The organism is Paenibacillus sp. KS1, assembly GCF_001680695.1.
GTDB classification, from domain to species: Bacteria; Bacillota; Bacilli; order Paenibacillales; family Paenibacillaceae; genus Paenibacillus_B; species Paenibacillus_B suaedae.
In genome coordinates, this window is sequence record NZ_MAIS01000097.1 from 1 (window position 1) to 22,294 (window position 22,294).

Genomic DNA, 22,294 nt, shown 5'->3' on the forward strand with positions numbered 1-22,294 from the left:
CGTAAGTGTTAGCGCAATAGTAACATACCAAATTTTTCATTGCAACACCCAAATTGTTAAATAATAACTTTTTTCTGACATACATACCGCTCGGTATTCGGCGGTTCCTAAATATTTCATTCGATTTTTTAATAAGTAAGAATTCGTATTTCCCAGTATATTATTTCGAAATTGGCGGCTCTGCCAGGTAATTTTTTTGTATAACTTTGCCAGCAACACATTGGTTGTCATATAATTGGCTCCTAGTCAATCTAAATAATATCTGAAAATAACTGAAAATACTCTCATCAGGATACCATTTAGGCCTATTAATCATAATACTATGCTCTCTCCTTCGCAGCATGAAATAGGAAGGTAAGCCTTGATGAAGCAGGGCAAACTAGCAATCCATTGTTGCAGTTGTGTTTGAATCAGTTTTGTTAATTCCGGCTCCGCCCGTGCAGCCTAAAGTAGAACCCAATAGAGCTCTTGTCAGACAGTTACATCTGTGATATAATATGATATTGTAAGTTCAATTTAACCCCTTTTACGTTCCTCGCTAGAAGAATAACCCTTCGTGACCACGAGGTTTTAAATTCCTATTTTGAATAACCCAAACGAAGTATGAGTTTATGTAAAGACGAAATTCTGATTCACACTGGCGCGGTCATCGGAGCCGCAAGGACAAAAGAGAGGTAGGGCTTTTGTTGTTTTAGAAGTGTCATTATTCTGTTAACCTATATAAAATGAACTGAAGTTCAACTGTAATCCCCCGTTCATTTTATGCAACTAGAAAACAACCAGGGACCAGCTGCAGCCATACTACAGGCTGTCAGGGGTTAAATAGTTGGCGTCATGCTGCGCCAGACCAAAACACAAACCCCCGGGGCGCTGCCATAGCAGCTTCACGGGGGTTTTCCATCTGCCCTATACTTTGTAACCATTAATCGGCGATTTGATCTGCGCGCCTCTCTTCATATATTCAAGCAGCGCCACCGAATTGTTATCCATGCCGCCACGTTGACACGGTAGCCGATGTATTGCCCCGACTATTACAATGAACGTTACATACAAATGATTTACCGCACTCATTTCTCTCAAATCTCCAAACACATGCTCTTTATGAACAACGGCTGTAACCACAGTTCGCACACGTCTTGCAACCTTCCATATTAATGAGCGACGCTGAGCCACAAGAAGGACATAAGTCTCTCGACATCCCGTTCTTCATCTGAGGAGATGTATTTTTCTGAGCAGATGATGAATCTTCAATCGCAGCTGCGATTGGTGCCTGCTCGATCGATTCCTGTCGTACAGAATTAACCTGTTGATGATTGCCATCGGCAGTCTGATTGTTGCTGTTTGACTGATGGCCATTTTCACTCGATTGTTGGTTATTGTTGTGCGACTGACCGCTGTCATTTTGATGGTTCTGCTGACCGTTTCTCCCTTCATTATTTCGCTGACGCTCTTGATCACATGCCTGCTCCTGCATATGTGTCTCCAGCGCTTTTGCGACTGCATCTGCAATCGACTCCACCCGATTAGCCCCGAAGCCAACGGAACCTGAACCACCGATTCCCTTCAAATGCTTGATTAACAGCTCTACTTTGTTGCCATGATCGCCATAGCGCAGGAACAGTGAACATACGCGGCCTAGCGCTTCTGCCATCGCAAATACATCGGATCCAGCCTTGCCAACGTTTAAGAAGATTTCTGCAGGAATGTCATTCAAATCATTAATCGTAATGTACGCCATCCCGAACGGCGTATTAATCTTATACGTTGCTCCGCGCAATACTTGTGGACGGCGCTTGTACACATTATTTGAGCTTACTGATTCAGATTCTTCCCCCTTGGTTGCAGTTACCTCAGCAGATGGAGAAGCATTGCCATGTGTAGATTCCTGACCGTCATTACTTTCCTGCGCTCGCACTCTATCCTTCTCTTCACGATCTGAAGAGATACTAGATGATGCACCAGACGAGCCGGTATCCTGACGACGAAGCTGCTGCTCATTTCCGTCCCCATTATTCTTCGTCTTCTGCTGATCTTCCGAGACAGAGGAAGACTCGCAATGCAGAACCCCTCCTTGTGTTGATTGCGACTTCTCCTGACAGTCCGTACTAAAATGATTCTGCACGGATTGCTGCTTCTCCTGATTGTCCCCACGGAAATCATCCTGCTCAGGCTGCTTTCCCTGCGAGTTCGAATGGGAATCAGCTTGCCCCGATTCTGAATGGTTGCTCTCTTCCTGCTTCGACTCTTTCTCCGTCGACAGCACTTGCACGTCTCGACTTCCATCCCGATATATGGTTACACCTTTACATCCGAGGTCGAACGCCAGTTCATACAATTCCTTCGTCTGCTCGACAGTAAAGTCATTCGGACAGTTCGCCGTTTTGGAAATCGAGCTGTCCACCCAGCGCTGAATCGCTGCTTGCGCACGTATATGATCCTCTGCTGACAGATCCATCGCTGTTACAAAGTAATCCGGCAGCTGGTCGTTCGGATGCGCATCCTTCCATTGCTGCGCAATCGGCACGAACTGCTCGTCATAGCCGAGACGGCTCTGGCGGTAATATTTGAAGGCGAAGTACGGCTCGATCCCGGTGGAAGTGCCAACCATGGTACCCGTGCTGCCCGTCGGCGCTTGTGTAATGACCGTTACATTACGCATCCCCTTCGCTTGAATTGCTTCTTCGACCTCAGGATATACACCGCACATTTGCTTCATGAAGCCGCTTGACAAGTAAGGCTCTGCTTGGAAGGCAGGGAAAGCACCTTTCTCCGCAGCAATATCCGCAGAAGCCAAGTAGGCCTCGCGGGCAATAAAGCCGAACAGTCGGTCAAGGAATTCGAGCGAGTAAGGACTTCCATATCGGATTCCAAGCTTGATCATCAATTCCGCCAATCCCATCGAGCCAAGCCCGACACGCCGCTCCTTCTGTTGATTGTTTTTATTCTCCTCAAAATGATACGGAGTCTTATCTATGACGTTATCGAGGAAGCGCACCGCATAACGCGTTACCTTCGATAGCTCCTCCCAAGCCACATCCCGCTTCTCAGCATCATAAAACTTGGACAGGTTGAGCGCAGATAAATTGCAGACACCCCACGCCGGCAGTCCCTGTTCTCCACAAGGATTCGTACAGATAATCGGGTTGAAATACCAGCTGTTCGACATCTGATTATAATGCTCCATGAAGACAACACCCGGCTCCGCCGACTTCCACGCCGACTCTATAATCGTATGCCAAATGTCGCGGGCCTTAACTGTCTGATAAGGAATGACGGACTTGCCTGCCTTCTTCCACTTCTCCAAATCTCCATCCCACTGCTCATCATAGTCCGGATCACTCGTATCTGGGAATACAAGCTCCCAGTCCAAGTTCTCCTTCACGGCTTTCATAAATCCATTGCTAACACAGACAGATAAGTTCGCATTCGTCACTTGACCTGCAGTCTGCTTCACCGTAATAAAATCCAAAATGTCCGGATGCCAATCATACATCATTAACATTAAGGCACCACGCCGGCTGCCGCCCTGCTCGATAAGTCCTGTCGTATAGCTGAATAAGCCTCCCCATGAAACCGCTCCACTGGATGAGCCATTAACACCACGCACAATAGCCCGTCTTGGACGAAGCGAGGATAGATTGATGCCAACGCCGCCACCCCGAGCCATAATCTCTGTCATTTCCGAGAGCGTCTGCATAATCCCGCCTCGACTATCCTTCGGAGACGGAATGACATAGCAATTGAACAAGGTTAGCTCCTCGCTTGCTCCTGCTCCTGCTGCGATTCGTCCACCCGGGACAAGCTTCCAATCATCGAGAATATATCTGAATTTGTCCGTCCATTCCGCTTGCTTCTCCGTAGTCTCAACGGAGGCAATTGCAGATGCCAATCGATCCCACATTTCCTCCGGTGTTTTCTCCACGGTCAGGGTCACGTGCTCAATAGATGTCTGGATGGTCGCCCCGCTTCGGAGTGCAACAGATAAGTTCCGGCCATTACGTGCAGTAACCTCTCCAACCTCCTTCGTCGGAAATTTCGGATCATCTTTCGTTAATACAAGTACAACGTCTCCCACTCGGGTATTGTTCGTATCTGCATCCTTTTTTGCATATCGATCTAGAAATATCTTCTCACTTAGTCCTTCCAAGCGTTTCTTCTGTGACATATTCAAAGAGAACGACCTCCTGGCTTCTTCAATTCATCAAATCATTACTGACAACCACGTGCGTTAGACCTGCTTACATGGTATGTACTCAACACTATATCTAGTGTCCAAAAAGTATTTTACATCAACATATACAAAACCACTGTGATAAATCCCTCATTCCAAACTCTTTCCATCGTATCGTATGAACAGTTATGAAATAAGAAGATTACGTCCATACTACACGGTAATGAAGAATAACGAATCGATTAGGGAGGGAGACAACATGCGTACGTATCAGCCGTCGAACGAAGAGTCTCGTACACCGAGTAACGCTTCTACAACACTAGCTTACCCCGGAATCGATGCATCTATGGGAGCTGTGGGCAATAATGGAGATAACCCCTCCACATCCTCCCGTACTAGCACAGCTGCAATAGGTCGCATCCCCCTTACTATCGAGAACGGATGGACGGACGAGCTTCTTGCTCGCATTGACAAAAACAGCCCTTGGGATGATTGGACCTTATTCCGGCTTGCATACGAAGCCCAGCAGGCAAAGCGGATTCATGCATTTGACGAGCTTCAATGCTTAACTCATATTACAAACGTCGATCCACTGCCGCATCAGTTAGAGACAGCCCGCAAAGTGCTGCATGATATGCGAGGCAGAGCAATATTAGCCGATGAAGTAGGTCTCGGGAAGACGATCGAGGCCGGTCTTGTATTGAAGGAATATATGATTCGTGGACTTGTGAAGCGAGTGCTCATCTTAGTGCCTGCCTCACTTGTGCTGCAATGGGTTCGTGAGTTGAACCATAAGTTCGGCATCCCCGCAATCGCCCAAAAGAAGGGATATCAATGGGCGAATGACATCGTAGTCGCTTCCATGGATACAGCTAAGCGCGATCCGCACAAGGAAATTCTCATGGAGCAGGAGTACGATATGTTAATCGTTGACGAGGCCCATAAACTGAAAAATCGGAAAACAACGAACTATCAATTCATTCAGCATTTGCGCAAGAAATACTGTCTTCTGCTAACTGCTACACCCGTTCAGAATGATATGAACGAGTTGTATAACTTGATCAATCTGCTGAAGCCAGGTCAGCTGGGCGGTCAAGGGGAGTTCAGCACGAACTTCGTCGCAGACAAGCGGATGCCGAAGAATGAGGGCATGCTCCAGAGCGAGCTGTCGAAGGTCATGGTGCGCAATCGCAGGGGGGAAGGCAATGTTCATTTTACGAAGCGTATCGTTAAGAATGTTCCACTCACCCTCTCGCCGGAAGAACAGGCGCTCTATGATGGAGTCACTCGATTTGTAAAGGAGCAATATCGAACAAGCAGCGGGGATATCGGCAGCATGTTCTCCCTCATTACGCTGCAGCGGGAAGTATGCTCCAGTCGGGATGCCGTCTTCTTAACACTCGTGAATTTGTCAAAGAAGCTTGCCGAGGACTCCCCTATTCGCAATTATATCTGGGATCTTGTCGATCTCATTAAAGGCATTAATGCGAATACCAAAGCCGAAACGGCGATGAACATTATTCGCGAGATTAATGAAAAAGTTATCGTGTTTACCGAATACAGAGCTACCCAGGAGTACTTGCTGCAGTATTTCCGCAATGCCGGTCTAGTCGCAGTTCCTTACAGCGGAGGGATGAACCGCGGCAAGAAGGATTGGATGATGGATCTTTTCCGCGGACGGGCACAGGTCATGATTGCAACAGAAGCCGGGGGCGAAGGTATCAATCTGCAGTTCTGCCATCATATGATTAATTTTGATTTGCCATGGAACCCGATGCGCGTAGAGCAGCGGATTGGTAGGGTACATCGGCTTGGTCAGAACAATGATGTGAAGATCTACAACCTATCAACGCAAGGAACAATTGAAGAATATATATTGAACCTGCTTCATGAGAAAATCAACATGTTCGAGATGGTCATCGGCAGTCTCGACATGATCCTGGAACGGTTCGAGAAGCAGGATTCTCTCGAGAAGAGCCTCTCCCGCATTCTTCTGGAATCGGATTCGGAAGATCTGATTCGCACCGAGGTGGAGCGTTTAGGCAATTCGTTAAATGCGATACGTGAAGAAATAGATATGGAAGACGACGAGAAGAGCGCAGCAATAAGTAATCTCCTGCATAACATGAGTGCCGAGATTGAAGGATGATGACAGAATAGGAGGTAGGAAGGAATGAATACGGAGCAAGTACGACGATTTGTGCTCGATTATTTGGAGGCCACCGATTGTCATATCATGGAGACCTCACCTGCCAGTGTAACCGTGAAGCTGTCAGAACGAGCCGACCGTAAGCTTACGAACCGTCCCTACTATTGGGGTTTTGTTGATCGCACAGGGGCAGAGCCCGAGACGATGCGATTCACCTTCGTATTCGATCCTTCTGCGATGCCGCCTGAACCCCATCGTGGACCTTCTGCCCCGCCAGTCCTGCCGCCTGCGGGTAACGCCACAGCTCCGCCAACTGGTGCAGCTATTGCTCCGCCTCCGGGCTCTACCCTTGCCGGTACAGCCCCCGGTGACTCCATCCTCGGTCGCTACTTCGGCGTAGCACCCGCCTTTACAGGCGGCGGTGGAGGCTTAGGACGAATTCCACGCGAGGATGTTACCTTCGGCAGCCGGCGGTTGTCGAGCATCATGCAAGCGGTTCATGAAGAGGGTCGCTTCATTCAATTGTTCGCTGAACCAGCCAATGCCGGCAGTACTGCTGCAAGCAGCTCCACACGAGGTAGTAAGCGTTCTACTGCATATGAGCCATGGCTTCTCTTAAATCTTAACGTCGAATTTTCTTGCGATCTGAAGAGAGAGGAAATTCATTCGTTCGGAATATCTCTTGTAACGGGACGCATTCGGACTGACTTCATGGAACAGCTGCTGTCCATGCCCTTGTCCCCTAAGCTTCCTTCCAATGTGCATGTTGCGTCTTGGTCGTTGTCTATTCAACAAGCCCGCGAGGCTGTAGAAAGACATTTAATCGATCTCATCTCTACCTATGACGATACATGGGCTGTGGAGGCGTCAGAACGATTGGAAGAAGAGCTTGCGAGATTGAAGTCTTATTACGAACCTCAGCTTCAGCAATTCAGCACCGATGCCGAGCAGGCTGCGAGTACGCCATTCAACAAGGACAAGCATGGCGGGAATGGTTCCGACACTGATCCCGAACAAGGGAATACAAATTCCCCTTCGAAACAAGAACAGATCCAGCAGCAATATGACATGAGGTGCCAAGAGATTCGGTGGCAGTTCGAGCCTCGGATTGCGGTCAATATTCTCAATGCAGGTTTGATTCATCTTCCTTCGACATTGACCTAAGCCTATCAATCATGAACAGTGCAGAAACGCCACATTGCGGCAAAAATAGAACGTGTAAAGGACAAGCACCTGAACAATGGAACGACACCATTTTTAGAGCTTGTCCTTTACAATTAAGGATATCTACTAACAGCAACCGATACAGGCAGCCTGTAACAACGGAAATTAGAGGTGATTCGCATGAATAATGAACCTTGGTGGACGAAATTGGCTTATATCGCCGCATCCGCTGCACTGACTTCCCTTGTAGCTGGCAGTGTTACTGTCGGCATTCTGTTTGCATCAAGCGAAGCCAAGACACTATCGGGCAGAACCAATGAGAACATTGTAGGCGAGGCTTATGCTCCGCTCTCCCTTCAACAATCCTTATTTAGTGAACATTCGCTCATCTTGACGTCTACTTCTGCTTCGTCTACCTATCAAACCTTCCAGCCCGCCCCCGCATCTTTGACCCTGCTTCCAGGGGGTGGAGAGAACAAACAGATTGATGAAGCAATTATCCACTATCAGCAGCAGCTCGCCAAGAAAGCCCCATTCCAGCAATGGGAGCATGCAGATACAGAACGCTTCCCTCTTGGGCCAGGCATGCATGGGTGGTTCATCCGCGTCATGGACAAGCAAAAGCAAATTGGATATATGATTCTACAGGCAGATGCCGATGGTCAAATACGACTGTCGGAATATGGGCTTGGCGAACAGCAACCCTTTGATGAGTCGACCTTACAGGATGCATTGTTATATCGACAGCAGCAGCTTGTTGAGGAACGTAATAAGAAAGTACGGGTAACGAGTATTTACCCGTACCAGCTAGCCCCGCTGCTTACCGTATGGCGAGTGGAATGGCACAACGGGAACGTTGATTGGCTTGATGCGCAAAGTGGAGAATGGCTCCCGCTGCCGAAGCAGTATGCACCAGCGCCAACAAAACGAGATGCAAATAATGGCCCTACATTGCTGAGCCAGCCCTCAGAGAATCGATCTAATCGCATGGACAGCAAGGAACGATTGCTTCCGACACAATTGCTATCCTATCATGCCGTCGCCTCCTCGCAGAGCTACAGCGAGGTTGCCTCATCAAGCAGTTTGATTGAACCATTCGATCCCTATGAGAATGTGAAGTGGATGACTAAGCTATCTATGAATAGCTCCAAGGAGCTTCCTCTTACTTATCGTGATCAAAATTGGGTTTATGTACAGCGCATAAGTGGCGGGGCTGTTAATCAACCTTTTTCGTATATCGGGATTCAGAGATGGATGCTTGGAGGAGGAAATAGAGATGGTCAGAGCAATTCAAGCGATTTGGCAAAGACAAGAGACAATGTGTATGTAATTGTCGCTTCTCCTGACATGAAATCCATACGCTGGCTGCCCTCCTCAGATGCATTGCAAGCGGGGGCATTTATTCCACAGTCGTAAAAAATATGTTCATAGCTTGATCCTTGCAAAGAGGCACGACCTTCAAAGGCGTGCCCCTTTTTTTTGCCTAAGGTTGAGAAGGCGTCCCAGATCCTGATGATGGAGAATTTGAGGCTGTTTTGACTTGTTTGCGCAATAGTCGGAGCACATTTAGTTCTCTGGCCCGCTTGAGTAGAGGCTTGCTTGCACTCCCCCATTGGCCAGCCCACATTTTGACTCCGAATGGCACCATTCCGAACCACTTCGTTTGCCACGATTCCTTTGCACGATTTTTCCGCTCCATTTGACGCTCCCGACGCGCTTCAACCGGCGTATCCATATAGGTGACAACGCGTTGTGTAATGTATTTAATCAAGTCTTCTCCTTTTCCTGCTTTAGCCATAACGGTTCTCAATCCTCTCGTCGTTATCTCTTGGCTGCCTCGCCCCGTCATTCTTAGGATACCCAGATCTACGGCGCACCAACCCAAATTGGCAGGAATGAGGTTGTGCTTCGCTGTACACGATAAAGATGGAATGATTATGTTGACCATGTGACAGAAAGAAGGGATTGCTTTATGCTACATCAACCGTCATGTGCATCGCGATTGCGCCGAATGGTCGCTGGCATTATAGCTATTGTCATCGGGTGTACCGCTAATATTGGGATAGGACAGGCCGGACGTGCTGCCGCCACATATGAGACTGCCGTATATCAGGAATTAGCCGTGGACGCAATCCCTGAACCTTTTGCAGCATCTGTCCCACCCAATACAGAACCAATTGGATCCCTTCCGAGTCTTCCCTTTTCTAAGCTGGTCTTAATTGATGCAGGACATGGGGGAATTGACGGGGGAACAACTCACGGCAATATCTTGGAGAAGGACATTAATTTAGCTATCGCTCAGAAGTTGTATCTTATGCTGAAGTCGAGGGGCATTCCGGTCATTGTCAACCGAACCGGTGATTATGCGCTTAGCGATGATAACCGATGGTCGGCCACCCGCTCTAGACATCGCAAGGATCTTGCACAGCGTCGGCAGCTAAGTCAAGAACTCCCCGTATCCATATTCATCAGCATTCATGTCAATTGGAACAAAAACAAAGCTGCACGCGGCCCGATTGTGCTGCATCAGAAAGAAGGGCGAAGCCGAATGCTCGCTTGGTTTATTCAACAATCATTGAATCCAATCTTTGCATCGCATAAGCAGCCAGAGCTCGGCCCTACTTATTATTTGCTCAAGCGGGTGGAGCAGCCAGCAGTGATTGTTGAGGCCGGGTTTATTAGCAATGATCGGGATCGCAAGCTGCTGACTGAATCACGAACTCAGACGCTCATTGCATCACGCATCTGTGATGCAGTTATGTTGTATCAATCCATGTTCTAACTGGAAGAAGCGCTCTCTTCATCTGTTCAAGCAAGGGGGCGCATTCCAGCGTCATATTACAATTAGGCTATACTTTGGGCTTCTTTAGGCATAAGGAGAAGAGCTTCGGGGGTTGCTTTTATAAGTTAATTGATTAAAGCAAGTGGAAATAAATAAACCTCTTAAGTTGTTATCCTTAAGAGGCTGTTAACGTTCCATACTTTCCAAAAACATATGCTCACCCAATCGTTTAAAATGAGATGCAATATGAGATGCTAAAGTGGACGAGAACTGTCCGTGAGATGACAGTTTATAAAATCCTGATCGCATCCTATACACTTACGCTGTGCGCTGTTGTACAAAATTCATAATCACATAGCCTTCAACAATACGATACTGAATCGCTCCGTACTTCTCCATCAACTGCAATGCCGCAGTAAGAGCATCAATCGCTTCAGAAATGACACCAGGTTCGATGCCTCGTTGAATGTGCATGTAACGCGTATTCAATGCATCGCGATGTACGGCATCAAGCTTCGAGCACGCAGCATGGAAGATCATTTCTTGTTCCTTCGCACGTGTAATGGCATGACGCAACTTGTCTTGTTCACGACGCGCACCCACCATGTTCATCTTCACATCTTGTACATAAGACATGCGATAAGTCAATCTACGCTCGTTCAATGCACGGCTTGCACGGTAGTCACCCATGTGATTCAACCAATTGTTTACTAGTATTGTATTCATTTGTATTCCTCCAACTTCTTAAGAAAAAACCTCCTAGCTCTATTTTCAATGAGTCAGGTTTCTTAAAATTCTCTTTCCTTAACATAATTAAACATTTCACAACATGTTCAAACATCATCCCAGCATAGGATGATCAATCCTCAAAAACATTTCACAACTAAAATAGCCAATAAAAATAAAGCAAACTTCACTACCAATTACAATTCCAAGCTTAAAAAAGGGACAAAGCAATAGTGAGTAACGAACCAATGGACAGACAGGTGGTTGGCGAAATGGACGGTGAAATGACGGTTGAGGGAGTGTGTTTCGTTATTAAATATTGATTATATACTCATTCTCCCGACATGTCAATACCTTTTTTTCAAAAGTCAGATCATTTACGCCCTTACTCCTTTATCATAATCGAAATTCTTTCACATACAAGTTAAAAAATTGTATACAAGTTCTTAATCGCAGTCGCAAACCGCTTACCTTAGCATAAGATAATGTGAAAAGGATATGATTATTTAAGAAGTAGACTCTACCCAACTGTGCTCCATTTACGTTTTATCACGGTAAAGCAACTATGCACTCGAGCATATAAGCGTTAAATGACAAAAGATTTTCACATTTACATAGCAGGATTGGGTAGGATCTTGTAGTAATATAAAGATACGGGATCAGACTTTAGGACGGAGAAGCCCAAAACTGTCAGCCGTGAATACACGAATTATGAAGGGAGCAAGTAAAATGAACGAACAACACGTTGCACTGTGGTTGTACAACAAGATTAAAAGAGATATCGTCGTAAACTTGGCTGATGCAGTTCAAAGCATTGAAGAAACATTCGGCAAGCGCTTCACTTTTGCCTTTGACAACGGGATGAAAGCAGTCAACAAAACAGTTGCTATGGAATTTGGAAAATTGAACAAGGATGGAAAGATCGAATGGAATCCTTCAGAATATAAATGGGTTTTTAAAATGTAAATAGCATCTACAGAAAATGACGAGCCGCTGGCCATTAAGCCAGCGGCTCTTTTGTATTACATCATTCCGACGACACTCCGATTCTCGACAATAGAACCTCCGCTTGTTCATATTCAGCAGGCATACTGAGATATATGCCATAATCATAGTAGGAAGCATCATAGCTTTGAACCGATTTTGTCGTTCCATCAGCCTTCATTCCCTTAACACCCAAGATATGCGCATTCTTCTTGTTCCAGGTTGAATTCGGATAAAATACGTTAGCTGCATGATTTTGATTTAAATTAACGGTAATGGCTTGAGTTAGCGGGACATCATATCCGTGGACTTTCGCGTTCCCGCTGCTCGTTATTTGCACAAGATACTCCCAATTTTCGATCTGAGCAGATTTCCCTCCTGGCAATTTCATGACGACCACTTCCGCTTTGTCCATGTCCGCCTTGTTGGAATCCGGGTTGAACGAGCCATCAGCCTTATCATTGTAGTTGATTGGTGCTGTCAAGCCATAGAAGAGGCCGCTCTGTTCCCCAATATCTTTGTTCCACAGTCCATGTTGAACATTCCAGCACATTCCGTTATAGGCAAACACATAGTCTTGAATAGGACGCTGCGGGACTAAGCTTCCACCGCTGAATTTACCCAGTGAAAGCCTACTGAGCGGAGATATGCCTGAGCCGTCAATTTCAATGCCTGATCCTCCGATCGTCACTCCTCCATATGAGTCACACATAAACAGATTATTCCATCCCAGCATGATTCCGAACTCACGCCAGCTTCCATCCGGTTGCAGAGCCCCGATATCTTCACCGGTTTGGTCACGTGCAGGATCCCCTACACTGTATGCCTTTTTCCCGTTAGCCTTCCATAAATTCATTCCCTGATTGTCTAAATCTCCGATGTTCTCTTCACCTGGATACGTGCCGCAAGCCTGCATTTGCCAACCGAAGCTAAAATTGTCGACATTGATCCGCTTGAATCGCTTGGCGGTCTCATCGTAGCGTGCGTTAATAAGCAGCCACAACTCATGTATTTCGACTCCGTTGCGAATCGTATGGATCGTGGCTGTATTAAAAAATGGATCCTGCAATCGCATCCCCTCCTAAACCATAGTATCGATTGAGGTGGCCGATTGTTACGGATGCTTATTATTGAATACCCTTGCTTGTCTTGCATTTGTTTAAAAGGATACATGTGGAAGATGTCGAAATTATATTGAAGAACAGGAGGAAGCTTGATGGCAAGTATATTACGGCTTATTGGAATTTGTATATTAGTGGGAAGTCTTATTATGGGTGTTCGTGCTGAGGAATCATTGAAACTATTCAGCAACTTGTTCGATTTACATCCTGCATGGGCTTGGTGGATAAGTGGAGTGATTGGTTCAGTATTGTTTTTTTCCATAGCTATGGTGTTAGATCGGCTGGAAAGAATCGAGAGGATGCTTACTGCGCCAAGTATAACAACTGCAACTGCAACAACTCAATCTAATATCGTAAAAACCAATCACAACTTAAAAATTAAACCGTAGCAGCATAACAACGAAGTCTCGGGTTAAGAAAGCAAAAACAAGCCTGTATTGAACGGGTTTAACATTTTATGTTAAGCAAGAAAGGCTAGGCTAGGAAAATTAGTTTTTCCAAGCCTAGCCTTTTCTAATACATTAACGCTTATCATACTTATTTGGAGCTGTATTTCCTTGCCACACACTTGGATCATTTGGCTCATCAACATACCGAGGGGCGTTTTGCAACTCCTCGTGCGATTCCAGACTATGCAAGCCCAACCGATTCGCTTCCTCAGTTATTGATGAGTTTGAGTCGTTTGCCCCACCAGTTTCATTAAGTTCTCCGAGTACACATTCTCTATTTCATAGGAATCATTTGCATTGCATATACTTCTGCTAATCTATCCACATCTGCTTTATTCTGCATATGCTCTCCTTTTTGTGATTTTCCATCCCTATCATAAGGAACCTAATAATAAAACTACATGCTATCGCTATCTTTTTACTAAGTCGACCTGGGCTTCTGTTCGTCTGATCAGAAAATGAATGGCTTATTGGCTGCTAGCTGCATGAATGAGGGGACGCTTATGATTCCATGGCCGGGCGGCTTCCAATTGGGCGGAGAGCCGCAGCAGTGTAGCTTCGTCGGCGAATCGCCCAGCAAATTGCATCCCGATCGGCAGACCGTCCGTGCTCCAACCAAGCGGAAGTGATACAGCAGGCTGGCCTGTCGTATTAAAGAGACTAGTGAACGGAGCGCGGGTGAATACTTGTTCTGTCCAGCTTCTTAGATCGATATCCGAATTATTGGCATTCAGTTCGCCTAACGGAAACGGCAAAGACGCAATCGTTGGGGAAAGGAGCACGTCGTACTGTTCAAAGAAACGACCGACGGATCGAGACGCTTGCGCACTGATATCGAGGGCATTAAGCAGATCATGGGCGGTTAAGGTAGCGCCGTATTGGTAAGCTTTCAGTATCGTTGCTTCCAGATTATGTTCCGAGGGCTTACGATTCAAGGCCTTCGCAAGCCGCTCAATTCCATGATACGTGTTGGCCGCCCATATGTGCATCGTCGCCACGAACAATGCTTCATAATCCACTTCTGGCAATACCTCCACTAATTCATGCCCGAGTTCCTCACATAAGCCGACGGTCTCATGCAAGACCCGCAAGCATTCCGCATCAACGGGGGTGCCCGATAACGGCTTGCCCATCCAGGCTATCCGCAGTCTCCCCGGCTCCTCAGCAAGTTCTGCTGAGAAGGGACGGCTCGGCCGCTCGGCCCAAGCATAAGCCCCCGGGTCTGGCCCTGCAACCGCATCCAGCAGTGCAGCCGCATCGCGCACCGTCTTGGTCACGGCAAATTGTATACCGAGTCCGCTCAGCACTTCTCCGTTGTCAGGACCGTTGGGTGTTCGTCCACGCGTCGGCTTCAAGCCGACCAGACCGCTGCAAGACGCAGGAATGCGGATAGAGCCGCCACCGTCATTGGCATGCGCAATTGGCACAATACCTGCCGCGACCGCCGCAGCAGAGCCGCCGCTTGAGCCGCCTGGACTCCTATCCGGATTCCAAGGGTTTCTCGTCGGCCCATACAGAACCGCTTCCGTTGTTACATTGAAGCCAAATTCGGGCGCTGTGGTGGATCCGAGTGTCACCAGACCTGCCTGTCGGAACCGCCTCATCATCTCGGAGTCGTACGGATAGATCATTCCTTCCCCTAGTCGGCTCCCGCTATTTAGAGGCACTCCAGCCGCATGCAAAGTTGAATCCTTGACCAAGAACGGAATTCCAGTAAACGGGCCATTCGGCAAAGCAGACGTGCTTTCTTTTTCTGCTAGCTCCTGCATCGATACGGCCATCACATTTAGTTGCGGATTCAGCAGCCGGATAGCTTCGCAAGCTAATGCCGTCAGTTCCTGTGGCGTAACTTCGCAGCGCTTGACCAGCTCGGCAAGACCCAGACCATCATAACTAGCATATTCGGATAACTTCATTGCATCTCACCTCTTTCTTCGTTATGCGCTTATCTTAAGAGATGGAGCGTACTTGAGATCAAGCCTGCAATAAATCTCATTTTTCAAAAAAATCTGGAGTGCTCCCGCAATTTTAGTTTATTATTAGATTAAGGAAAATATGGGAGGTGCTTACATGAAGATTGGGGCATTCGCCAAGAGTTTTGACGTGTCCGTAGATACGGTACGCTACTACATTGAAATCGAGCTGCTGCTTCCGGATAAAAAAGCAAGCGCCCAATATGAATTTACTCCTTCATGCGTTGAGGATATGGCCTTTATCAGTGAAATGAAGCAGTTTCATTTTACACTTCAGGAAATCCGCCAAATGCTTTTGAGGAAGCGAATCTCTGATTTTACCGTCTTCGAAGACATTCGCTGGCATTATCTACGTATGATGAATGAAAAGAAACAGCGGCTAATGAAGGATAAAGAGCAACTGGAAAACGCTCTTCATCAGCTTGAAAAGAAATTAATCACTTTACAGGACGAGCCTAGGACGGAAGCAGAGACCGGAGTGCCTTACTCCTTTTTGCCCCTGCTTTACTGCCCCTCCTGCCGCATTCCACTGCTTATACGAAACGCCTTCCTTCAGGGAAAATATATGCTTAGCGCACAATTATACTGCTCCTGCTCTTATCGGGCTGAAATCAAGGATGGCATTCTGCTTACCTCGGATAAAGAAAACGCTCGTTCCGCATATACCTATGGCTATGAGCACGAGCGTTTTCAATTGCTTTCATCTGCTTTTATCAACCTGACGGAAAAGGGCAACCAATGGTTGGCCGACCGGCTTAGAAGCGAACCTGCCAAGCACCAGCTGATTGTGGAAGCCAACGCTGATGTGTACACGGTTCTTCCTAGATACATCTCATCTCTCCCACCGGAGACGATGTACATCTTTTGCGGTACGTCGAGCGAACTGCTTATCAGGCTTAAAGAGAAGCTTTCACAGAATCATATCGATTTGCAGGCGCTTTATATCGAGAGCAGTGATTGGCAGCTTCCGCTAGCCCCCGTTACCGTTGATTTGATCGTCGACAGCTTTTCGTTCAACGACTTTTCGTTGCACAATCGAACCTTCCCGCTTCTCCCGATGCTGCCTTATCTCAAGCCGGGCGCCCGTGTGCTGGGGCACTATTTGTATTATCAGCCCCCCGCCGCTTCACTTTCGCGAATTTGTCATCTGTTTCCGCAAGCTCATGAGCGAACCTATCATCCAGATTATTTGGATGAAAACTTCTCCCATGTCGGCATGAAATTAACGGATCGCGAACTGCTTGGTTATACAAAGGAACCAGGAAGCTATTTACGCTATCATGTCCATAACGAAAAGCTTCATCTGTTGGCCTACTTGGCTGAGCATCGTGGCAGCGATGATCGTCCAAATCTTTTTGTGCAGTGATGTGGATGATGGATTAAGACGACGGTTGCGTGGTATAAGAACCATCACATGGATAATGATTGCTTGGCCTGGATTGACACCCAAGCATCAATCAGATAAACGCCAAAATAAGAAGAAACCTGCTCGAAGCCCGCCCCTTTCAACAGTTCTTGAACCTGTATCGCAGGGATCGGATCGTACGTAGTACCAATAGATTCCGCAAACTTTGCAGTCTCCTCCCGGGATACGCCGTTGTCCTGCATATGCCTCACCCAAGTTCGCATTTGAAGGTCAAAAGCAGTCGTGCCAGGCTCCCCGTTAATCGAGGAAAGGAACAACGGCGCTCCCGGTTTCAGACGCTCTGCAATCCCGTGCAGCAGCTGTAACTTAGCAGATAGTCCTTGTATGAAATGCAGCACAAGCATGCAAGTTGCTGCATCGTAAAGGCGGCCGGGCGGCAGGTTCTCGATCGTGCCCTGAATGAGCGTCACTCTCTGTTTTAATCCAGCTGCCTCTACCCGACGTGCTGCAATCTCCAGCATACGTTCGGAAAGATCAATTCCCGTAAACGTCCTGTCCTCATGTTCCGCGCCGAGCGTTACGCACTCCTGACCGCCGCCAGCGCCAACAATCAGAATATCGCTGCTCTCTCCAACTTTTCCTTGTGCACTCAGCAAGCGATTCGTAATCTCGTACAAGCTTGCATAACCTGGAATTTTCAGCGGTATCGTCTGCTCATATTGGTATACGGCCGGATTATCCCAATCAAGCGGCTGACGTTCGTTCATGCGATTCATCTCATCCATCTCCTTTATTTGACCAACCATGTGGTCCTCATTATTGTGTTTTCCTTGCCGAATATTAATTGTCCGTTATTCGATCATTTCATCCATTGAAAACAACCAAAAGCCCCCCGCATCCTCTTCCCAACTTCCAGTTTTCCTACTATAATGATAATCATTATCAATTATAAAGAGTATCAATCGAACCTCCCATCCCAGAAATCTGGGATTTATTCATGCAACCTGTTAAACTTGAGGCTTGAGGAGGCCAAATTTGCACATGAACATGGAGTCCAACAAAATCGAGCTGTTGAAGTTATCCGAGGGCATAGGCTGTTCTCGTACGTATCGGAAAAAACTCTTGAAACTGCTGCAGAAGGTTGTCCCCTTCGATGCCGCATGCTGCACTACCGTAGATCCCGATACACTGCTGTGTACGGGTTCTGTAACAGATGAAGCAGTAGAGCTCATCCACAACAGCTTGTTCGAGTATGATTATGTCCGTTCCGACTACATTCCTTATCATCAATTAGTGAAGGCTGACGTTCCGGTTGCAGCATTAAGCCACGCAACGGAAGGAATCCTGACGAGAAGCGCGCGGTACAGCAATGTGCTGTCTCCTGCTGGCTTCAGTGACGAATTGAGAGCAGCATTGATGTATAAAGGAACTTGTTCGGGGTACTTAACATTGTTTCGCCGATTCGAGCACCCGTTATTTACAGAAAATGAGCGTGCTTTTCTTGCTTCTCTCGCGCCAGCAATTGCTATGCGTTTGCGCAAATCTAACTTTGTAATACCAACTGAGGGTAAAGTCGAGCCAGAGATGGAACCTGGTATCATCATTCTGGATGAGAGACTTGGCGTATTATCCACGAACGAAGCTGCAGACCACTGGTTGTCTCGGCTGCGTGCATGGGAATGGATTGACGACGATGTGCTTCCTAGACCTGTGCGAACAGCCTGCTTCCGAGCCTTGCCCGATTTACCAGCAGCTACGTCAGCGGCAAAGTGCTGTGTCCATCTCCCCGGCTATCCGTATTTGACCATTCGCGTGAGTAAGCTGCACGCATTGAATAATACCGATAGGAGCCCCAGACTCGCCGTATCATTCGAGCCAACTGGACCAGCGGACACGCTGCGGCTGATGTCTGAAGCCTATGAACTGAGCGAGCGGGAGAAACAAATACTTAATGCGATCGTCCGTGGCATGTCCACCAAGGAACTTGCGCTCTCCTTACATATTTCAGCCTATACGGTGCAGGATCATATCAAAGCTATTTTTGCGAAAACGGGAACATCCAGCCGCAGAGATCTAGTCTGGCGATTATTCTCTCAATTCGGCATTGTATGACTTTGCAGCGTATGAGCAACAATGGGCAAAGGCTAGGGCACATTTGGGCAAAAGCAAGCAATAAGTGCTTACCTCCTTGACGGAGATAGCTTTGTGATCTGTTGCTAATGAGATTTGTTTCATAGAATACATATCGTTATTTATGGTTTGGAGGATTTTTAAATGTGGATCATCTATGCTTTTGGCGCGGCTCTGTTTGCAGGTTTAACGTCCATACTTGCGAAAATCGGAATTCAGAACATGGATTCCAATCTGGCTACTGCCCTTAGAACGGGGATCGTTGTCATTTTTGCATGGGTAATTGTATTTGCGGGAAACTTGCATCATGCTCTATTTGACATCAGCTCAAAATCTCTTTTCTACCTTATTTTATCAGGACTAACAACCGGCGCGTCCTGGATTTTCTATTTCCGAGCGCTGCAATTAGGAAATGTGAACGTTGTCGTTCCCATTGATAAATCAAGCACGATTATCACCATGTTCTTTGCAATCATCTTGCTGGGTGAACCAGCCACCGTGCTCAAAATCATCAGCATGGCGTTAATTGGTATCGGAACGTATATGATGATACAAAGACAAGATGCGAAGGAGTCCGCAGACAAAAACAGGATATGGATTTGGTACGCAGGACTCTCTGCTTTTTTTGCAGCAATCACGGCAATTTTAGGAAAAGCCGGGATCGAGAATGTTGATTCCAATTTAGGTACCGCTATTCGAACGATCGTCGTGTTGCTTATGGCATGGTTGATCGTATTCGCCACGAACAAGCAAGGCGGAATCAAAACAATCGACAAAAAGAGTTGGATTTTCATATCCCTGTCCGGCTTGGCTACCGGTATGTCCTGGCTGCTCTATTTCAAAGCATTGCAAGAAGGACAAGCGAGCATCGTAGTACCTATCGATAAATTGAGCATACTTGTGACGATTATCTTTGCATATTTTGTATTCAAGGAAAAATTGTCTATGAAAGCTTTTATAGGTCTTATTTTGCTCATTGGTGGGACCCTGATGCTGCTGCTATAATCGATTTTTCAAATCATGAGTCCACAGATTTTTCAAGGGGTGCTTGTTAGGGCACCCCAAATTGACAACAAAACCATACAAGTTTTCGTTTTCATTATTCTCTCACATTCAACTTCGTATACCTGCCCTATAAGCTCTTTGGTTAGTATCTCCTTAGGATTTCCCGAAGCTATGATCCGTCCTTCCTTCATGACGTAAAGAAAATCACAATATACAGAAGCTAGAGAAAGATCGTGCAGAGCTGCGAGAACACCGACCCCCATATCCTTCGAGATCATGCGAGCAGTCCAGAAGGTTACAGAACGTATACCCTCTGCATTTTTTGCAAAATAAATAATAAAGTTAGAAAAAGCACCGCATAGCGCGATAATTACAGTTCCAGCTAAAATCAATTTCACAGAGGATGTTTCTCCTCCGATGCTGGCAAGCCCTAGCACCAGAACCGCTGCAATCAATGCACCAAGGAATGCCCAGGTGGCGACTCCAAATTCTCCGAGAATCCCCCCTATGCCAAAACCAACCATTATCGAAAACGTCGCTCCTAACGATGCGCCAGATGAAATTCCCAATATAAAGGGATCGGCCAACGGATTCTGTACAGATGCCTGCATGACTGTTCCACAGAGCGCCAGTCCCGCACCAACAACCATGGCTACCAGCACTCTTGGGAATCGGATTTGCCAAATGACATCCGTAAACATTCCGTTTGTGCTCCCATCGATGGAATCGATTTGCATTCCGCTCATGTGATCCACCAGTATCCAAAAAGACTGTCGAAATGGAATGGAGACTTGTCCAATCGATACTGCAATGACCACAGATAAAGCAACTGCAACAATAAGCGTGAATACCATCGCAGAAAATACGGCTCGTTTTTTTACTATATTTTCAACAGATAGTGAATTGCTTTGTGGTTCTCTCTTATGTGTTATATGGGTTATGGGTGTCACGCCTATTCTCCTTTATATAGTTCGGGATGAACAAACTTGGCAACATCCTCGTACAAATCTACAAGTTCAAGACTGCCGCGGATGGCATTCGTATAATCAGCGACCATGACATGCTTATTCTTAATCGCCGTTACATTCCTCAAGCTCGGATTAAGGAGCCCCTTATTTTTTGCCGCTTCACTATCCGATTTTTGAAACTCGGTAATAATGATTTTATCCGGGTTCACTGCGAGGATAGATTCCACAGACATCTCGGCATATGTTTCCTCGGATATTTGTATATCCCCCCCGCTTGAGCCTTCTATCATTTCATCGATGACGCATAACGACGGTGAATAATAATCATAGGTCTCCCGACCACCGCTCGCGACCAGCAATACTTTAGGCTTATTCTTAGCTTGCACAGCCTTGTTTTGAATTTCTTTTATTCGCGCTTTCTTTTCTGTCACAAAAGCATTCGTTTTATTTTCAATATGAAGCGCCTCTCCTATATTTTCGATATCTTCGAAAAAGCCGTCTATCGTTCGTCCGATCGTATAATTGATTCCAGTAAGAACGGAAATCCCTCTTTCATTCCAAAAAGAAATATCCCCTAATCGTTCCTTTTGGAATGCCGAAGACATAGAGATAATCAAGTCGGGTTGCAACTCCAGGATGGCTTCCTTGGATGGCCACATATCTGTTAACACAGAAAGCTGCCTGATTTGCTTTTCATACTTAGAATACGATTTATCTAAATAAGCAAGCCCCACTATTTTTTTCTCTCCACCAAAAGCAATCATCAGCTCTGCGAGACCTTGACCGATCACGACTATTCGCTGCGGCTCTTTTGCAATTGTCTGCGGTATTTCCTTTTACCTTCATCGGTATAAACGGATAAGGTCAAAGGATAGTGGCTTTGTTTAGTAAGCAAGTTCTGCTCTGTCTGAACCTGATTCGATGTTTCCTTGTTCTCTTGTGCTTGATGAGAGCAAGCTGTCAGCATGACAGTGCATAGGATTACTACGACTAGAATAAGCGTACTTTTATTACACATAATATTCCTCCTTCATCTATTGATAATCATTATCAATAATAATCATTATTAGGGATATAGGCGTTATAACTCTACCTATTGAGGGAGGATTTTTCCTTGCAAAAGGAGCAAAAACATATACAGGCAGCCTTGTCATATTCCCGCTCTTTAATCCGAAAACAAAAAAAGGCTCCTATTCTGCTGATAACAACAGAATAGAAACCTGTAATTGAAAAGGTGGTGCGGTCAAGAGGACTCGAACCTCCACGTCATTGCTGACACTAGAACCTGAATCTAGCGCGTCTGCCA

The 22,294-nt window shown here is 46.5% G+C and carries 19 protein-coding genes; 9 read left to right on the plus strand and 10 right to left on the minus strand.

Going from position 1 to position 22,294, the window contains the following annotated elements:
• Positions 1-906: 906 nt before the first annotated feature.
• Together BBG47_RS30115 and BBG47_RS23680 are read right to left on the minus strand one after the other, a co-directional pair.
• A complete protein-coding gene (locus BBG47_RS30115) occupies positions 907-1,071 on the minus strand; it encodes a hypothetical protein (protein WP_175400624.1) in 165 nt (54 codons plus the stop codon).
• Between the two features lie 28 nt (positions 1,072-1,099).
• Positions 1,100-4,165, minus strand: a complete 3,066-nt coding sequence (locus tag BBG47_RS23680) for an adenosylcobalamin-dependent ribonucleoside-diphosphate reductase (protein ID WP_065293779.1) — start codon at positions 4,163-4,165, stop codon at positions 1,100-1,102.
• A 265-nt stretch (positions 4,166-4,430) separates the two neighbouring features.
• Between BBG47_RS23680 and BBG47_RS23685 the strand changes: the two genes are divergently transcribed.
• The 3 genes from BBG47_RS23685 (at position 4,431) to BBG47_RS23695 (ending at position 8,900) form a co-directional block, all read left to right on the plus strand.
• A complete protein-coding gene (locus BBG47_RS23685; RefSeq protein ID WP_254659906.1) occupies positions 4,431-6,320 on the plus strand; it encodes a DEAD/DEAH box helicase in 1,890 nt (629 codons plus the stop codon).
• Positions 6,321-6,344: 24 nt separating this feature from the next.
• Entirely contained in the window at positions 6,345-7,484 is a 1,140-nt protein-coding gene (locus BBG47_RS23690; RefSeq protein ID WP_065293768.1) for a YqhG family protein, read from the plus strand.
• 180 nt (positions 7,485-7,664) lie between these two features.
• Positions 7,665-8,900, plus strand: a complete 1,236-nt coding sequence (locus BBG47_RS23695) for a hypothetical protein (RefSeq protein WP_065293769.1) — start codon at positions 7,665-7,667, stop codon at positions 8,898-8,900.
• A gap of 67 nt (positions 8,901-8,967) precedes the next feature.
• On the opposite strand, the gene BBG47_RS23700 is transcribed toward BBG47_RS23695, so the two are convergent.
• On the minus strand, positions 8,968-9,282 hold the full coding sequence (locus tag BBG47_RS23700) for a YqzE family protein (RefSeq protein WP_021253182.1): 315 nt from the start codon (positions 9,280-9,282) through the stop codon (positions 8,968-8,970).
• 174 nt (positions 9,283-9,456) lie between these two features.
• Between BBG47_RS23700 and BBG47_RS23705 the strand changes: the two genes are divergently transcribed.
• The gene (locus BBG47_RS23705; RefSeq protein ID WP_083189559.1) at positions 9,457-10,266 is read left to right on the plus strand and encodes an N-acetylmuramoyl-L-alanine amidase family protein; all 810 of its coding nucleotides are present in this window, start codon (positions 9,457-9,459) and stop codon (positions 10,264-10,266) included.
• A 318-nt stretch (positions 10,267-10,584) separates the two neighbouring features.
• On the opposite strand, the gene BBG47_RS23710 is transcribed toward BBG47_RS23705, so the two are convergent.
• Positions 10,585-10,992: a DNA-directed RNA polymerase gene (locus BBG47_RS23710; protein WP_065293770.1), complete on the minus strand. Its 408-nt coding sequence runs from the start codon at positions 10,990-10,992 to the stop codon at positions 10,585-10,587.
• Positions 10,993-11,721: 729 nt separating this feature from the next.
• On the opposite strand from BBG47_RS23710, the gene BBG47_RS23715 reads away from it, so the two are divergent.
• Entirely contained in the window at positions 11,722-11,958 is a 237-nt protein-coding gene (locus tag BBG47_RS23715; protein WP_065293771.1) for a DUF6953 family protein, read from the plus strand.
• Positions 11,959-12,019: 61 nt separating this feature from the next.
• Here the strand turns inward: BBG47_RS23715 and BBG47_RS23720 are convergent, their stop codons facing one another.
• Complete coding sequence (locus tag BBG47_RS23720) at positions 12,020-13,045, minus strand: hypothetical protein (protein WP_065293772.1); 1,026 nt, start codon at positions 13,043-13,045, stop codon at positions 12,020-12,022.
• A 147-nt stretch (positions 13,046-13,192) separates the two neighbouring features.
• On the opposite strand from BBG47_RS23720, the gene BBG47_RS23725 reads away from it, so the two are divergent.
• Positions 13,193-13,486, plus strand: coding sequence for a hypothetical protein (locus tag BBG47_RS23725; protein ID WP_065293773.1), 294 nt, complete (start codon positions 13,193-13,195; stop codon positions 13,484-13,486).
• 527 nt (positions 13,487-14,013) lie between these two features.
• Here the strand turns inward: BBG47_RS23725 and BBG47_RS23730 are convergent.
• The gene (locus BBG47_RS23730) at positions 14,014-15,462 is read right to left on the minus strand and encodes an amidase (protein WP_065293774.1); all 1,449 of its coding nucleotides are present in this window, start codon (positions 15,460-15,462) and stop codon (positions 14,014-14,016) included.
• A gap of 154 nt (positions 15,463-15,616) precedes the next feature.
• Here BBG47_RS23730 and BBG47_RS23735 point away from each other — a divergent pair, with 154 nt between their 5' ends.
• Positions 15,617-16,885, plus strand: coding sequence for a MerR family transcriptional regulator (locus BBG47_RS23735; RefSeq protein ID WP_065293775.1), 1,269 nt, complete (start codon positions 15,617-15,619; stop codon positions 16,883-16,885).
• Positions 16,886-16,929: 44 nt separating this feature from the next.
• Here BBG47_RS23735 and BBG47_RS23740 read toward each other — a convergent pair whose 3' ends face one another.
• The gene (locus tag BBG47_RS23740; RefSeq protein WP_065293782.1) at positions 16,930-17,661 is read right to left on the minus strand and encodes a class I SAM-dependent methyltransferase; all 732 of its coding nucleotides are present in this window, start codon (positions 17,659-17,661) and stop codon (positions 16,930-16,932) included.
• A gap of 265 nt (positions 17,662-17,926) precedes the next feature.
• Here BBG47_RS23740 and BBG47_RS31450 point away from each other — a divergent pair, with 265 nt between their 5' ends.
• The gene (locus tag BBG47_RS31450; protein WP_065293776.1) at positions 17,927-18,997 is read left to right on the plus strand and encodes a helix-turn-helix transcriptional regulator; all 1,071 of its coding nucleotides are present in this window, start codon (positions 17,927-17,929) and stop codon (positions 18,995-18,997) included.
• A 162-nt stretch (positions 18,998-19,159) separates the two neighbouring features.
• A complete protein-coding gene (locus BBG47_RS23750) occupies positions 19,160-20,020 on the plus strand; it encodes an EamA family transporter (protein ID WP_065293777.1) in 861 nt (286 codons plus the stop codon).
• Between the two features lie 32 nt (positions 20,021-20,052).
• Here the strand turns inward: BBG47_RS23750 and BBG47_RS23755 are convergent, their stop codons facing one another.
• Genes BBG47_RS23755 through BBG47_RS30405 form a run of 3 tightly spaced genes read right to left on the minus strand, consistent with a single transcriptional unit; the run spans position 20,053 to position 22,006 of the window.
• The gene (locus BBG47_RS23755) at positions 20,053-20,970 is read right to left on the minus strand and encodes an iron chelate uptake ABC transporter family permease subunit (RefSeq protein ID WP_065293778.1); all 918 of its coding nucleotides are present in this window, start codon (positions 20,968-20,970) and stop codon (positions 20,053-20,055) included.
• Positions 20,971-20,972: 2 nt separating this feature from the next.
• On the minus strand, positions 20,973-21,779 hold the full coding sequence (locus BBG47_RS23760) for an ABC transporter substrate-binding protein (RefSeq protein ID WP_217492516.1): 807 nt from the start codon (positions 21,777-21,779) through the stop codon (positions 20,973-20,975).
• 2 nt (positions 21,780-21,781) lie between these two features.
• Positions 21,782-22,006, minus strand: a complete 225-nt coding sequence (locus tag BBG47_RS30405) for a hypothetical protein (protein ID WP_217492517.1) — start codon at positions 22,004-22,006, stop codon at positions 21,782-21,784.
• Positions 22,007-22,294: the final 288 nt, after the last annotated feature.